Below are 13,539 nucleotides of genomic sequence, written 5' to 3' on the forward strand. Positions count from 1 at the left end.
CTGCGGCTGCGTTCCCTCACCCCAGTCACTTACTTTAGTAAGCTCCTGGGGATTCGCTCGCTTGCCGCCATCCTGCAACTCGAATTATTTAGAGTATAAACATTATTTAAAATAATAAACGCGGCATTCGTTTTAATACTACGTTCAGGACTCATCCCACTCATTAGCAGAAAATCTATTAAAAAGCGTGTTCAGGCGTTTTATTGCTGCCATTGATAAACTGTTTAACAACGTCGTCTGTACAGGCCTTCTTCGTTGCCTTTACGTTTAACTCAATCAGGCTACCGTCTCGGTTATAAGTCTATCGAGTAGTAGGGACGTAGTATGACGATGCAGCAAAGTGATATGGAAAGATATAATCCATTATTAATGTTAAAAGAAGTCATGGCGCAGACGCCTTATCGCCATAAACGCTGGGGAGAGCGTAAGTTTCGCTATAAATTTGTATTACGTTGCCTTATTAACCCCGTAACGACAATTAAATACTTCAATGAATTATGCCATCTGTCTCAGCCCAGAACGCTGATCATTCATCGTCCCCTATTGCCGGCAAAAATCCAGCGGCCCTATTTGTATACCGGGCTTAGCATACGTTGCCGGGCAAGAGCTATTCTGGAACACTACCAGTTCGTTCAGTCCTTTCCGGAAAGTAAAATTAAAAAGATCCTTCTGTCCGAGGAACAAATCTTACTCGCTCACCTGGAAGGAAAAAACGGTGCTCTGGTAGATATCTACTGCGGTCCCTGTGGCTATGACAGAGAAGGTGAGCTGACATTAACGCTGTGCTTCAATGATACGCCGTTGGCACGTTTATCATTTTCCTTTATCCGCCATGAAGGGAAGCAAATAGCGCTGGTTGCCGGGTTACAAGGGCCCAGTAAACATATCGGCCCACAAGTCATACGTAACGCCACCAAAGATTGTTACGGTCTCTTTCCTAAACGGATGCTGTATGAAGCATTTGCGACATTGATGCAGGCCTGTAATGTCGACGAGATTTATGCGGTAAGTGAAAACAACCATGTTTATCGTCAACTCAGGTACTTATTCCAGAAGAAAAAAACTTTTGTGGCCAGCTATAGTGAATTCTGGGAGTCGCTAAACGGCGTTAAGAAAGGTGCCTTATATCATCTGCCATCACAGGTGATGCGTAAAGCGCCTGAAAGTATCCCCAGCAAAAAACGCGCAGAGTATCGGAAACGCTATCATATTCTGGATACAATAATACAAGAGGTTAACAGCCTCTCCCGGTAGAACTATTTCATACGCGGATGTGCAGATCCTGCTACCGTTCAGCGGATCTCTTTGAAATCTGTATCGCTACTGGATGGTTAAATACAGAATGGCTTGCGAGTGAAAAGCGCGGCATTAAACCGTCGCTTTCACTCATGCTATGATCAACATCTTAATCTTATTCCCTTCACCATAACGTCATCGATTAGCATGTTAACCATTAAATACAAGCTAAACATTTGTCACATTTTTATTTGGTTAAGCAAAAAAATAATACAAAATAGAATTTTCAGTAAGCCAAGTCAGGAGTTTTGGTGAAAATACAAGAAGTTAAGCGTATATTAACCCGCTGGCAGCCGTCTTCCTTTACCCTATACCGGGAGGTGTTTGCGCAATACGGCGGTAGTATCAATATGCACCCAGATATTGTTGATTATTTTATGAAGCGCCATAACTGGCATTTTAAATTCTTCCACTATGAAGAAGATGATAAGATTAAAGGCGCCTACTTTATTTGTAATGATCAGAATATTGGCATCCTGACGCGCAGAACCTTCCCGCTATCGTCAGATGAGATACTTATTCCGATGGCACCAGATTTACGCTGCTTCTTACCCGATCGTACTAACCGACTTTCGGCGTTACATCAGCCACAAATACGCAATGCCATATGGAAACTCACCAGAAAAAAACAAAATTGTCTGGTCAAAGAAGCGTTCTCTTCTAAGTTTGAAAAAACACGCCGTAATGAATATCAGCGATTTCTTAAAAAAGGCGGAAGTGTAAAAAGCGTTGCTGATTGTTCTTCTGATGAACTGACTCATATTTTTATCGAGTTATTTCGGTCTCGTTTCGGCAATACTTCATCCTGCTATCCCGCTGATAACCTTGCCAACTTTTTTAGTCAACTGCATCACCTTCTGTTTGGGCATATTCTTTATATTGAAGGGATACCCTGTGCATTTGATATCGTACTGAAATCTGAAAGCCAGATGAACGTCTACTTTGACGTATCTAATGGTGCAATTAAAAATGAGTGCAGGCCACTCAGTCCCGGCAGCATACTAATGTGGCTAAATATTAGCCGCGCCAGAAATTACTGCCAGGAAAGACAAAAAAAATTGCTTTTTTCCATCGGCATACTAAAGCCTGAATGGGAATATAAGCGCATGTGGTCGACCCCCTATTTTACCGGGAAATCGATTTGCTAAAAAGAAAGCCTGGACGTAAATATGTTTTTTACGTCCAGATTTTTCATAAATCCTGATGAACTGATAAAAAACTAAAATTTAATCAGAATTTAAAAAATAAGTTAACCACCATATAATCATAATGACAATTACTCGAAATTCACTTACACTATACTCGGTTTTATGGAATTGATTAACACGGTATGTTACAGATAACGTGCTAAAAAGCGTGCAGCGGTTATACATTTTCATATGTGTGTGTCATTAACCTGGCGTCAGGAACAGATGATGATGACAACCACCATTTTATCTCTTCTGGCCTGGCATACCGTCAGTAGATTAAAGGTGTAGCCTTGCTTTATGGCATTACAAAAATGCGGGTGGGGTCTATGCTCAATGCATACGTTATTTGTAACAACGCTCTTGTGCATAAACAATACGTTATTGTCAACAGCACTGAACGGGTACAGTGGTTCTTGCTGACAACAGGCTTAAAGATCGCCTTAACACGGGATACCTGATAACTGGATTATATTATGACACATGCAGACTGGCTGATTCTTGGGTATACAACTGTTATTATTATTTTTGGTATTGTATGTTATATCGGATTGCTTAAATTGATAACGAAAGGCAAGCATGAAAAATAACGCACTTACCGGGAAGAATATACTCTCAGGAGATAAAATGCTTCGGCAATGATATGACACCACTGCCGAAATGTTATTTTTACAGAAATCAATCAGGTATTGAGGGTGATTTTATCATAGCCGCGCCAGCGATAATTCAACAACGAGAGCAGCCAGAATAGCACAAAAGCGCCCACTACCCAGAAGCCCACATTCCCCATATGATCGTTAAGCGTGCTTACGGTCTGCCAAAATGTTCCGCTTAACTGTAACGCATCATCAATCAACCCCAGCGCCTCAAGCCCGCCAATCGCCAGCGCGACAATGACGGATGCGGCGGTAATGGTCATATTATAATAAAGCTTACGTAATGGATGCGAGAAAGCCCAACCGTAAGCGCCGACCATGACAAAGTTATCCAGGGAATCCACCAGCGCCATCCCGGCGGTAAACAGCACAGGAAAAATCATCATCGACCAGAGAGATAGCCCCTGGTTAGCTGCTGAAGCGGAAATGCCCAGCAACCCAACCTCGGTTGCGGTATCAAATCCCAGACCAAACAGAAAACCGACAAAATACATATGCCAACTGGAAGTGACCAAACGAAACGTACGCTGAAATATACGCGTCATCAGCCCGCCAGGTATCGCCTCGTCATGCGCCCTCACTGACTCGCCGCGGGTAACCGAGCGAAATTGCCGCCAGACGTTGAACAAAATAAACAGGTTAAGCAGGGCCATCGCCAGCAGAAAAAAAGCGGAAACAGCCGTACCAATCAACGAACCATATTGATGCAAAACATCAATACGATCGCGAAATGCCATCGACGTCACAACAATCGCCAGACATGCCAGAACGACAATGGTCGAATGACCCAATGAAAAAAACGCCCCCACGCCTAAAGGCGTTTTACCCTGCTGCATCAGTTTACGGGTGACGGTATCGATGGCTGCGATATGATCGGCATCAACCGCATGACGCAGCCCAAAGCTATACGCCAGTATGGCTGCGCTTAGCATGACGGCATGGTGATGAAAAACACAGAACGCCCAAATCCAGGCCAGGATGTTAACCCCAACAAGAAAGACGGTTAATGCTATTCCCCGTCGTTTAGTATGATTATTCATGCCCCTGCACCCACTATATTTTTAATTAACGCTACGGTTTGTAGGGGGAATGTATGATCATTTGATTAAAACGTCACACCTCAAGATGCGACTTTTTGTAAACGTGCTTTACCGCTGACACATTTGTGCGCATTACTGCGGAACAAGGCTTAAAAAGCGTATCCGAACGTATAACCCTCCCAACGCTTCGCTACGGGAAAAATGGGGATGAGTACGGTGCAGGCGTGCGATATCATTGACCAAAGCCAGACCAATGCCCGCCCCGGCCACATTTCCTACATTATCGAGCCGGTGGAACGGCTGTAGCGCCAGATGGATGTGTTCATCATCAATACCGGGGCCGCTATCTTCGACAACCAGCGTCACGGCATCACTATCCCGTTCAAGCCGCGCGGTGACGATGCCTTGCTCAGGCGTGTATTTCAGCGCATTATCCAGCAAGTTTCCGCACAGCTCGCTAAGCAGTACCTCATCCCCCTCGATCCACATCGCTTCCTGTTCGCCTTCGTAGCCCAGGTCGATATGTTTACTCCGCGCCTGCGCCAGGCGGGTAAAACAGCCGCTCTGTACGATATCGTACAGATTCACCGGGGAAAAACGCCGCTCGCCCTGCTCTTTATGCTTTACCGCAGAAAGTTGCAACAATCTTTCCGTGAGCTGAATGGTGCTATCCAGCGTTACGCTCATCGCCTGCAGACTTTCGTACCAGTGATGAGGGTGCTGGCTGGCTAACGCCACCGCCGCCTGCGTTTTTAACACCGCCAGCGGCGTTTTTAACTGGTGAGAAGCATCGGCGCTAAAGCGTTCCTGCCGGGAGAGGATGCCGCGGAGCCTGTCAATGTAGCGATTAAACGCCACGATTAACAAGCGTGTTTCCGACCACGGCAGCAGTTCCGGCAGCGGCGTTAACAGACCCGGTTCGCGGCGTACCATTAATGACGAAAGTTGACGCATAGGGCGCAGGATCCGGCGTAATAACCAGCCAACCAGCACCAGGGTCAGCAACACCAGCAGCCCCTGTGAGATCCAGGAAGAGAACAGCAGTTGGCCCGCCAGATAACGACGGGACTGCAGCGTCTCTGCGACATAAATCTCCGCCATGCCGATAATGCCGCCTTCGTTGACCGGCTGTAGCAAACGCGCCACGCGGATCGCCTCGCCGCGATACTCGGTATGATAGAACCACGCCAGCGCCGGATAAAGCCGGGTACGAGGCGTAGCGGGCGGCATGGCAGGCAGATCGTCATAACCGGAAATAACCTTTCCGGAAGGGTCGACGACTTTGTAATAGAGCCGATCATTCATATTAAGCTCGAAGCTATCCAGCACCACCCAGGGCACGTTAACTTCCAGATGGTTATTGCGCACCACCAGCCGTTCCGATACCGTTCGCGCCGAGGAGAGCAACGTACGGTCATAAGCCTGAGTGGCGGCCTGTAGCGCATTGACATAACTGTTAAACGCCGACAGCCCCCATAGCAGAATCAGCGGCAACCCCAGGAACAGCAAGAGTTGCAGGTACAACGATTGCGGCTTAACCCACTTCATCGCCGCGCTCCAGCACATAACCCAGGCCGCGCAGCGTCGTAATTCGTACATCGCTTCCCTGGAGTTTTTTACGCAGTCGATGAATATAAAGTTCGATGCTTTCAGGGCTTACCTCATCGTTCAGGCTGAACACCTGTTCAAAAAGCTGCTGACGCGAAACCGGCCGCGTTCGTCGGTACATCAATACGGTTAAGAGCGCCTGCTCACGCGGCGTCAGCGCTAACGGCTGTCCCTGTAACAGAAAATACCCTTCATCATGAAAGATCAATTCCCCCAGTTGCTGAACTTCATGAACCTGCCCAGCGCTGCGTCGGAGCAAGGCCCGTAAACGGGCATCCAGCTCTTCCAGTTCAAAGGGTTTCGGCAGATAGTCATCCGCGCCGACGTTGAGACCTTTTACGCGATCCGCCACCGCGCTTCGCGCCGTGAGCAGCAAAACGGGCAAGGTCTGACCGCGTTTACGCAGCCGTTGCACCACCTCCAGTCCATCCATTCCCGGCATATTGATATCCAGCACCGCCAGCGCGTACATTTCACTGTGCAGAAGATGGTCAGCCGCCAGGCCGTCAAATACGCAGTCCACGGCAAAGCCGTTTTGCACCAGCGCTTTCTCCAGCCAGTGAGCCAGCTCACGGTTATCTTCCGCCAATAAGAGACGCATATCACATCCTGTAAAGTTTCTGCCGCATTGAAAGGGAATTGAAAGGTTATTGTTTTAACAATCACGCAACCGAACTGCTACATGTCGGCTCACATAATCACAAAAATCTTCTTCCGAACCTGAAAAATCCGGACGTCCGGCGTGAGGATAAAAAATGAAAAAACAATTACTTCGTACCCTTACTGCAAGCATTTTATTAATGAGTACCTCTGTTCTGGCGCAGGAGGCGCCGTCGCGAACGGAATGTATCGCGCCAGCCAAACCTGGCGGCGGTTTCGACCTTACCTGTAAGCTGATTCAGGTGAGTTTGCTGGAGACTGGCGCAATCGAGAAACCCATGCGGGTAACGTATATGCCCGGCGGCGTCGGCGCTGTGGCCTATAACGCGATAGTCGCCCAACGCCCTGGCGAACCCGGGACTGTGGTCGCCTTTTCCGGCGGTTCGCTGCTCAACCTGTCGCAGGGGAAATTTGGTCGCTACGGCGTGGATGATGTGCGCTGGCTGGCAAGCGTGGGCACTGATTACGGCATGATCGCCGTGCGTGCGGATTCCCCGTGGAAAACGCTGAAAGATCTGATGACGGCGATGGAAAAAGATCCCAACAGCGTGGTCATTGGCGCTGGCGCCTCTATTGGCAGCCAGGACTGGATGAAGTCGGCGTTGCTGGCGCAAAAGGCGAACGTCGACCCGCACAAGATGCGCTACGTTGCCTTTGAGGGCGGCGGCGAGCCGGTGACGGCATTAATGGGCAACCATGTTCAGGTTGTCTCCGGCGATCTCAGTGAAATGGTGCCTTATCTGGGCGGCGACAAAATCCGCGTGCTTGCCGTCTTTTCAGAAAATCGTCTGCCGGGCCAGCTTGCCAATATCCCTACCGCTAAAGAACAGGGCTACGACCTGGTGTGGCCGATTATTCGCGGCTTCTACGTCGGGCCCAAAGTCAGCGATGCCGATTACCAGTGGTGGGTGGATACCTTCAAGAAGCTTCAGCAAACCGACGAGTTTAAAAAGCAGCGCGATCTGCGCGGCCTGTTTGAGTTCGACATGACCGGCCAGCAGCTCGATGACTACGTGAAAAAACAGGTTACTGATTACCGTGAACAGGCGAAAGCCTTCGGACTCGCGAAATAATCGCGGAGGCAATGATGAGCGATCGTATCTTTGCGGGTATCTGGCTGTTGCTCTGTATTGCCGGGCTATTCATCGCCTGGCAGATCCAAAGCGAATACAGCTATGAACCCGTCGGCCCCCGCCCTTTTCCGCTGGGGATTATCGGCCTGATGGCGCTCTGCGCGCTGGCGCTGTTATTGCGCCATCCCGACACGGTGAGCTGGCCGCGCCGCCATGTTCTGCAAAAGCTAGTTACCATGATCATCATCCTGTTGATGTATGCCTGGGGATTCGAATGGCTGGGTTTTCCCATCGCCACCGCGCTTCTCACCATGGTTATCGGGATGCTGTTCGGCGCCACGATTCCAGCGGCGGGTATCTCCGGCGCGGTATTAGGCATTCTGCTGTGGTATGCCTTTGACCGGCTGCTTGATGTCACCTTACCTCTCGGCGCCTGGCTGAGTTAACGGAGCAACGATGGATACCTGGATATATCTTTCTCAGGGCTTTGCGGTGGCGATGACGCCGGAAAACCTGGTTATCGCGTTGATTGGCTGCTTCGTGGGCACGATCGTCGGTCTGCTGCCGGGCCTGGGACCGATCAACGGCGTGGCAATTTTACTGCCGCTGGCCTTTGCGTTGCATCTGCCTGCGGAGTCGGCGCTAATTCTGCTGGCGACGGTGTACATTGGCTGTGAGTATGGCGGCAGGATCTCCTCCATATTGCTCAACGTCCCCGGCGATGCGGCGGCGATCATGACGGCGCTGGACGGTTACCCGATGGCACAGCAAGGGAAAGGCGGCGTAGCGCTGTCGATTTCCGCAGTCAGCTCATTTTTCGGTTCATTAATCGCTATCGGCGGCATCATTCTGTTTGCCCCTTTACTGGCGCAATGGTCGCTGGCCTTCGGTCCGGCGGAATATTTCGCCTTAATGGTTTTTGCCATCGCCTGTCTTGGCAGCATGATGGCGCAAAACCCGCTTAAATCATTTCTGGCAGCGCTGATCGGTCTTGGCCTTGCGACCGTCGGCGTGGACGCCAACACCGGGGTTTATCGCTTTACCTTTGACAGCGTTCATCTTTCCGACGGCGTACAGTTTATCGTCGTGGTGATCGGCCTGTTCTCGGTATCAGAAATACTTTTAATGCTGGAACATACCAGCAGCGGGCAAACAATGGTCCGCAAAACGGGTCGAATGTTGTTCAACCTGAAAGAAGGCGCGCAGTGTATCGGCACCACCCTGCGTTCTTCGGTAATCGGCTTTTTTGTCGGCGTATTGCCCGGCGCCGGGGCGACCATCGCCAGCGCCATTACCTATATGACCGAGAAAAAACTCAGCGGCAACAGCGATAGCTTCGGCAAAGGGGATATTCGCGGCGTCGCGGCGCCGGAGGCGGCAAACAACGCCTCTGCCTGCGGCTCCTTCATCCCGATGCTGACGCTGGGCGTTCCCGGTTCCGGCACTACGGCAGTGATGATGGGGGCGCTGACGCTGTACAACATCACGCCAGGCCCGGCGATGTTCACCGAACAGCCGGATATCGTCTGGGGACTCATCGCTGCGCTGCTGATTGCGAACGTGATGCTGCTGATCATGAATATCCCGTTGATCGGTCTGTTCACCCGTATGCTCACCATTCCGCTGTGGTTCCTGGTACCCGCCATCGCTGCCGTATCGGCGGTAGGGGTGTATGCGGTACACAGCACCACCTTCGATCTGGTGCTGATGGTCGCGCTCGGCGTGTTAGGGTACATTTTACGTAAAATGCACTTCCCCATGTCGCCGCTGATCCTGGGATTCGTACTGGGGGAAATGCTGGAGCAGAACCTGCGCCGCGCACTCTCTATCAGTAACGGCAATATGGCGATTTTGTGGCAAAGCGGCGTTGCCAAAGCCCTGCTGATCATGGCGATCATGGTCATTGTCGTACCGCCAGTGTTACGTCTGATCCGTAAACACAGCCGTAAACCGCAGGTTGACGCCGGTTAATTGACTGCTGAAATACGTTGTACTTGTCCGGCCTACGCGCTCATGTGCCAGGCCGGGCAACCCCGCCAGCATCACTCTCCCCATAACTCGCTCATTTTACACCCCTTCTTGCCGTTGTCAGGCTCGTGGCGCCGTTAACCTCACCTTTCGCATTGTTAAATATTTGTTGTTTTTGATCACAATAATTAAACAAAGGCGGTTATTTCATACGCGTTCCTGAAAAATGTCGATATTTTTAATTTATGGCTACGAAATGAGCATCGCCATGTCTCCCTGACCATCTACCGAGAGGAATGATTCTGATGAATGCACTGACTGCCGTAAAAGCGAACACAGATGATTTAGCCCAACGCCATACTGGTTTCACCCTTGCCGCTTCGGCGCAGTCGCCGCGCCTGCTGGCGTTAACGTTTACGGCGGATACCACAAGACAATTTCTCCATCAGGTTGCGCAGTGGCCGGTGCAGGCGCTGGAATACAAATCTTTCTTACGTTTTAAAATCGGCAAGATCCTCGACGATCTGTGCGGCAATCAGCTACAACCGCTGTTGATCAAAACGCTCCTCAACCGTGCACAAGGCGCGCTGTTGATCAGCGCCGAAGGGATCGATGATGTCGCACAGGCAGAAGAGATGGTCAAACTGGCGACGGCGGTGGCGCATCTTATTGGTCGCTCCAACTACGATGCGATGAGCGGCCAGTATTACGCGCGTTTCGTGGTCAAAAACGTCGACAACTCCGACAGTTATCTGCGCCAGCCCCACCGCGTAATGGAACTGCACAATGACGGCACCTATGTTGAGGAGGTGACCGACTACGTGCTGATGATGAAAATCGACGAACAAAATATGGAAGGCGGTAATTCGCTGCTGCTGCACCTTGATGACTGGGAACATCTGGAGTCGTTTTTTACCCATCCGCTGGCGCGTCGCGTCATGCGCTGGGCGGCGCCGCCAAGCAAGAATGTTAGCCATGACGTCTGGCACCCGGTGTTTGATGTCGACCAACAAGGCCGCCCGGTCATGCGTTATATCGACCAGTTCGTCCAGCCAAAAGACTTTGAAGAAGGCGTCTGGCTCAGCGAGCTTTCAGACGCGCTGGAAACCAGTCAAAACATCCTCTCCGTACCGGTACCGGTCGGCAAATTCCTGCTGATTAACAATCTGTTCTGGCTACATGGACGCGATCGTTTTACGCCGCATCCTGACTTGCGTCGCGAACTGATGCGCCAGCGCGGTTACTTCGCCTACGCCGCCAGCCATTATCAAACTCACCAATAAGCGCCACGGCGAAGGAATTACGCGGATGTATGATTTTGTGATTATCGGCGGCGGCATTATCGGCATGTCGACCGCCATGCAACTTATTGATGTTTACCCGGATGCGCGCATCGCGTTGCTGGAAAAAGAGTCCGCGCCAGCCTGCCACCAGACCGGGCATAACAGCGGCGTGATCCATGCCGGGGTGTACTACACGCCCGGCAGCCTCAAAGCGCGGTTTTGTCTGGCAGGCAATCAGGCGACCAAAACCTTTTGCGATCAAAACAACATCCGCTACGACACCTGCGGCAAAATGTTGGTCGCCACCTCGGAGCTGGAAATGGCGCGGATGCGCGCGCTATGGGAGCGGACGGCGGCCAACGGCTTAGAGCGCGAGTGGTTAAGCGCGGCGGAACTGCGTGAACGCGAACCCAATATCATTGGCCTGGGCGGGATTTTTGTCCCTTCCAGCGGGATTGTCAGCTATCGCGATGTCGCGACGGCCATGGCGAACCGCTTTCAGGCCAAAGGCGGCGAGATCATCTACCATGCCGAGGTCAGCGCGCTAACAGAACATGCCGCTGGCGTTGTCATTCGCACCTCGCAAGGTCGGGAAATCGAAACCGCTACGCTTATCGGCTGTGCAGGGCTGATGGCGGATCGGCTGGTCAAAATGCTGGGCGTGGAGCCCGGTTTTATTATCTGCCCTTTCCGCGGCGAGTACTTTCGTCTGGCCCCGCGACACAACCGGATCGTTAACCATTTGATCTACCCGATCCCCGATCCAGCAATGCCGTTTCTCGGCGTCCATCTTACCCGCATGATCGACGGCAGCGTTACGGTCGGGCCGAATGCGGTGCTGGCGCTTAAACGCGAAGGCTACCGTAAGCGCGACGTTTCCTTCACCGACACCCTGGAGATTTTCCGCTCCGCCGGCATTCGCCGCGTACTGCAAAACCATCTGCTTTCCGGACTGGGCGAGATGAAAAACTCGCTGTGCAAAAGCGGCTATTTGCGGCGAGTACAAAAGTATTGCCCCAGCCTGACCGTCAACGATCTCCAGCCCTGGCCGGCAGGCGTGCGGGCGCAGGCGGTTTCGCCGGACGGCAAACTGATTGATGATTTTCTGTTTGTCACGACGCCGCGTTCCATTCACACCTGTAACGCCCCCTCCCCGGCGGCGACATCAGCGATACCTATCGGCGCGCATATCGTCAGCAAAGTTCAGGCGCTACGCGAAAGCCAGAGCAACCCCGGACGTACGCTGCGTGCGGCACGCAGCGTGGACGCACTACACGCCGCATTTACCCGTTAACCCTTCAGACAGGAAGCAATTATGCAACTTAACGACTCTACCCTGTTCCGCCAGCAGGCCTTTATCGATGGCGACTGGCGCGACGCGCGCGGCGGCGATGTCATCCCCGTGAGCAACCCCGCCAACGGGAAACCGCTCGGCAATGTGCCCAAAATGGGGGCGGAAGAGACGCGCGACGCCATCAACGCCGCCAATCGCGCCCTGCCCGCCTGGCGCGCGCTCACCGCCAAAGAGCGAGCCAATATCCTGCGTCGCTGGTTCAATCTGATGATGGAACATCAGGACGATTTGGCGCGTCTGATGACGCTGGAACAGGGCAAACCGCTGGCGGAAGCGAAAGGCGAAATTAGCTACGCCGCCTCGTTTATTGAATGGTTCGCCGAAGAGGGGAAACGTATCTATGGCGACACGATTCCAGGTCATCAGGCCGATAAACGGCTGCTGGTGATTAAACAGCCCATCGGCGTCACCGCCGCGATTACCCCGTGGAACTTTCCCTCGGCAATGATCACCCGTAAAGCCGGCCCCGCGCTGGCCGCAGGCTGCACAATGGTACTCAAACCCGCCAGCCAGACGCCGTTTTCCGCGCTGGCGCTGGCGGAACTGGCCCGGCGCGCCGGAATTCCCGCAGGCGTATTTAACGTCGTTACCGGTTCGGCAGGCGATATCGGCGGCGAGCTGACCAGCAACCCGCTGGTACGCAAACTGTCGTTTACCGGCTCGACGGAGATTGGCCGCCAGCTAATGGAACAATGCGCCAAAGACATTAAAAAAGTGTCGCTGGAGTTGGGCGGCAATGCGCCGTTTATCGTCTTTGACGATGCCGATCTGGATAAAGCCGTCGAAGGCGCGCTGGCTTCGAAGTTTCGCAACGCCGGGCAGACCTGTGTCTGCGCCAATAGATTGTATGTTCAGGACGGCGTTTACGATCGTTTTGCGGAAAAACTCAACCAGGCGGTAAATAAGCTCGCGGTCGGCGACGGCCTGCAAGCCGACGTCGCTATCGGGCCGCTGATTGATGAAAAAGCCGTGGCGAAAGTCCAGGAGCATATCGCCGACGCGCTGGAAAAAGGCGCCCGCGTCATTACGGGCGGTGAAGCGCACAAATTGGGCGGCAACTTCTTTCAACCGACCATTCTGGCGGATGTCCCTGATAACGCGAAAGTCGCCAAAGAAGAGACATTCGGGCCACTCGCGCCTCTGTTCCGCTTCAGCGACGAGGCGGATGTCATCAGGCAGGCTAACGATACCGAGTTCGGCCTGGCAGCCTATTTTTATGCTCGCGATTTAAGCCGCGTTTTCCGCGTCGGCGAAGCGCTGGAATACGGCATCGTCGGTATTAATACCGGCATTATCTCCAACGAAGTCGCGCCTTTCGGCGGTATTAAGGCCTCCGGATTAGGCCGTGAAGGTTCCAAATACGGCATCGAAGATTATTTAGAAATCAAATATATGTGCATCGGCCTTTAACAGG

At 52.2% G+C, this 13,539-nt stretch carries 11 protein-coding genes; 8 read left to right on the forward strand and 3 right to left on the reverse strand.

What is annotated here, in order from left to right:
* The first annotated feature begins 324 nt into the window (after positions 1–324).
* Positions 325–1,254: a VirK family antimicrobial peptide resistance protein gene (locus ACLJRE_RS00395; protein WP_000178742.1), complete on the forward strand. Its 930-nt coding sequence runs from the start codon at positions 325–327 to the stop codon at positions 1,252–1,254.
* A gap of 293 nt (positions 1,255–1,547) precedes the next feature.
* On the forward strand, positions 1,548–2,444 hold the full coding sequence (locus ACLJRE_RS00400) for an antimicrobial resistance protein Mig-14 (protein WP_000701508.1): 897 nt from the start codon (positions 1,548–1,550) through the stop codon (positions 2,442–2,444).
* A 721-nt stretch (positions 2,445–3,165) separates the two neighbouring features.
* Here ACLJRE_RS00400 and ACLJRE_RS00405 read toward each other — a convergent pair.
* The 3 genes from ACLJRE_RS00405 to tctD all read right to left on the reverse strand — a co-directional run bounded on the left by ACLJRE_RS00405 (position 3,166) and on the right by tctD (position 6,388).
* Positions 3,166–4,179, reverse strand: a complete 1,014-nt coding sequence (locus ACLJRE_RS00405; RefSeq protein ID WP_001059351.1) for a HoxN/HupN/NixA family nickel/cobalt transporter — start codon at positions 4,177–4,179, stop codon at positions 3,166–3,168.
* 132 nt (positions 4,180–4,311) lie between these two features.
* The gene (locus ACLJRE_RS00410; RefSeq protein WP_000872340.1) at positions 4,312–5,727 is read right to left on the reverse strand and encodes a sensor histidine kinase; all 1,416 of its coding nucleotides are present in this window, start codon (positions 5,725–5,727) and stop codon (positions 4,312–4,314) included.
* Positions 5,714–6,388 carry a transcriptional regulator TctD gene (gene tctD / locus ACLJRE_RS00415; RefSeq protein ID WP_001237934.1) on the reverse strand — a complete coding sequence of 225 codons (675 nt, stop codon included), beginning with the start codon at positions 6,386–6,388 and terminating at the stop codon, positions 5,714–5,716. The genes ACLJRE_RS00410 and tctD overlap by 14 nt, the downstream gene beginning before the upstream one ends.
* Before the next feature lie 154 nt (positions 6,389–6,542).
* Here tctD and ACLJRE_RS00420 point away from each other — a divergent pair, with 154 nt between their 5' ends.
* From ACLJRE_RS00420 to gabD, 6 genes are all read left to right on the forward strand, one after another.
* On the forward strand, positions 6,543–7,520 hold the full coding sequence (locus ACLJRE_RS00420) for a Bug family tripartite tricarboxylate transporter substrate binding protein (protein ID WP_000744413.1): 978 nt from the start codon (positions 6,543–6,545) through the stop codon (positions 7,518–7,520).
* An 11-nt stretch (positions 7,521–7,531) separates the two neighbouring features.
* Positions 7,532–7,966 (forward strand): tripartite tricarboxylate transporter TctB family protein, encoded by a 435-nt coding sequence (locus ACLJRE_RS00425; protein ID WP_077905333.1) that lies wholly within the window; start codon positions 7,532–7,534, stop codon positions 7,964–7,966.
* Between the two features lie 10 nt (positions 7,967–7,976).
* Positions 7,977–9,491, forward strand: coding sequence for a tripartite tricarboxylate transporter permease (locus ACLJRE_RS00430; protein WP_000382034.1), 1,515 nt, complete (start codon positions 7,977–7,979; stop codon positions 9,489–9,491).
* Between the two features lie 302 nt (positions 9,492–9,793).
* Positions 9,794–10,771: a glutarate dioxygenase GlaH gene (glaH, locus tag ACLJRE_RS00435; RefSeq protein ID WP_023212486.1), complete on the forward strand. Its 978-nt coding sequence runs from the start codon at positions 9,794–9,796 to the stop codon at positions 10,769–10,771.
* Positions 10,772–10,796: 25 nt separating this feature from the next.
* The gene (gene lhgO, locus ACLJRE_RS00440; protein WP_023212485.1) at positions 10,797–12,065 is read left to right on the forward strand and encodes an L-2-hydroxyglutarate oxidase; all 1,269 of its coding nucleotides are present in this window, start codon (positions 10,797–10,799) and stop codon (positions 12,063–12,065) included.
* 21 nt (positions 12,066–12,086) lie between these two features.
* Positions 12,087–13,535 carry an NADP-dependent succinate-semialdehyde dehydrogenase gene (gene gabD, locus ACLJRE_RS00445; protein ID WP_001176532.1) on the forward strand — a complete coding sequence of 483 codons (1,449 nt, stop codon included), beginning with the start codon at positions 12,087–12,089 and terminating at the stop codon, positions 13,533–13,535.
* Positions 13,536–13,539: the final 4 nt, after the last annotated feature.

The organism is Salmonella sp. SAL04157 (genome assembly GCF_046551635.1).
GTDB classification, from domain to species: domain Bacteria; phylum Pseudomonadota; class Gammaproteobacteria; order Enterobacterales; family Enterobacteriaceae; genus Salmonella; species Salmonella enterica.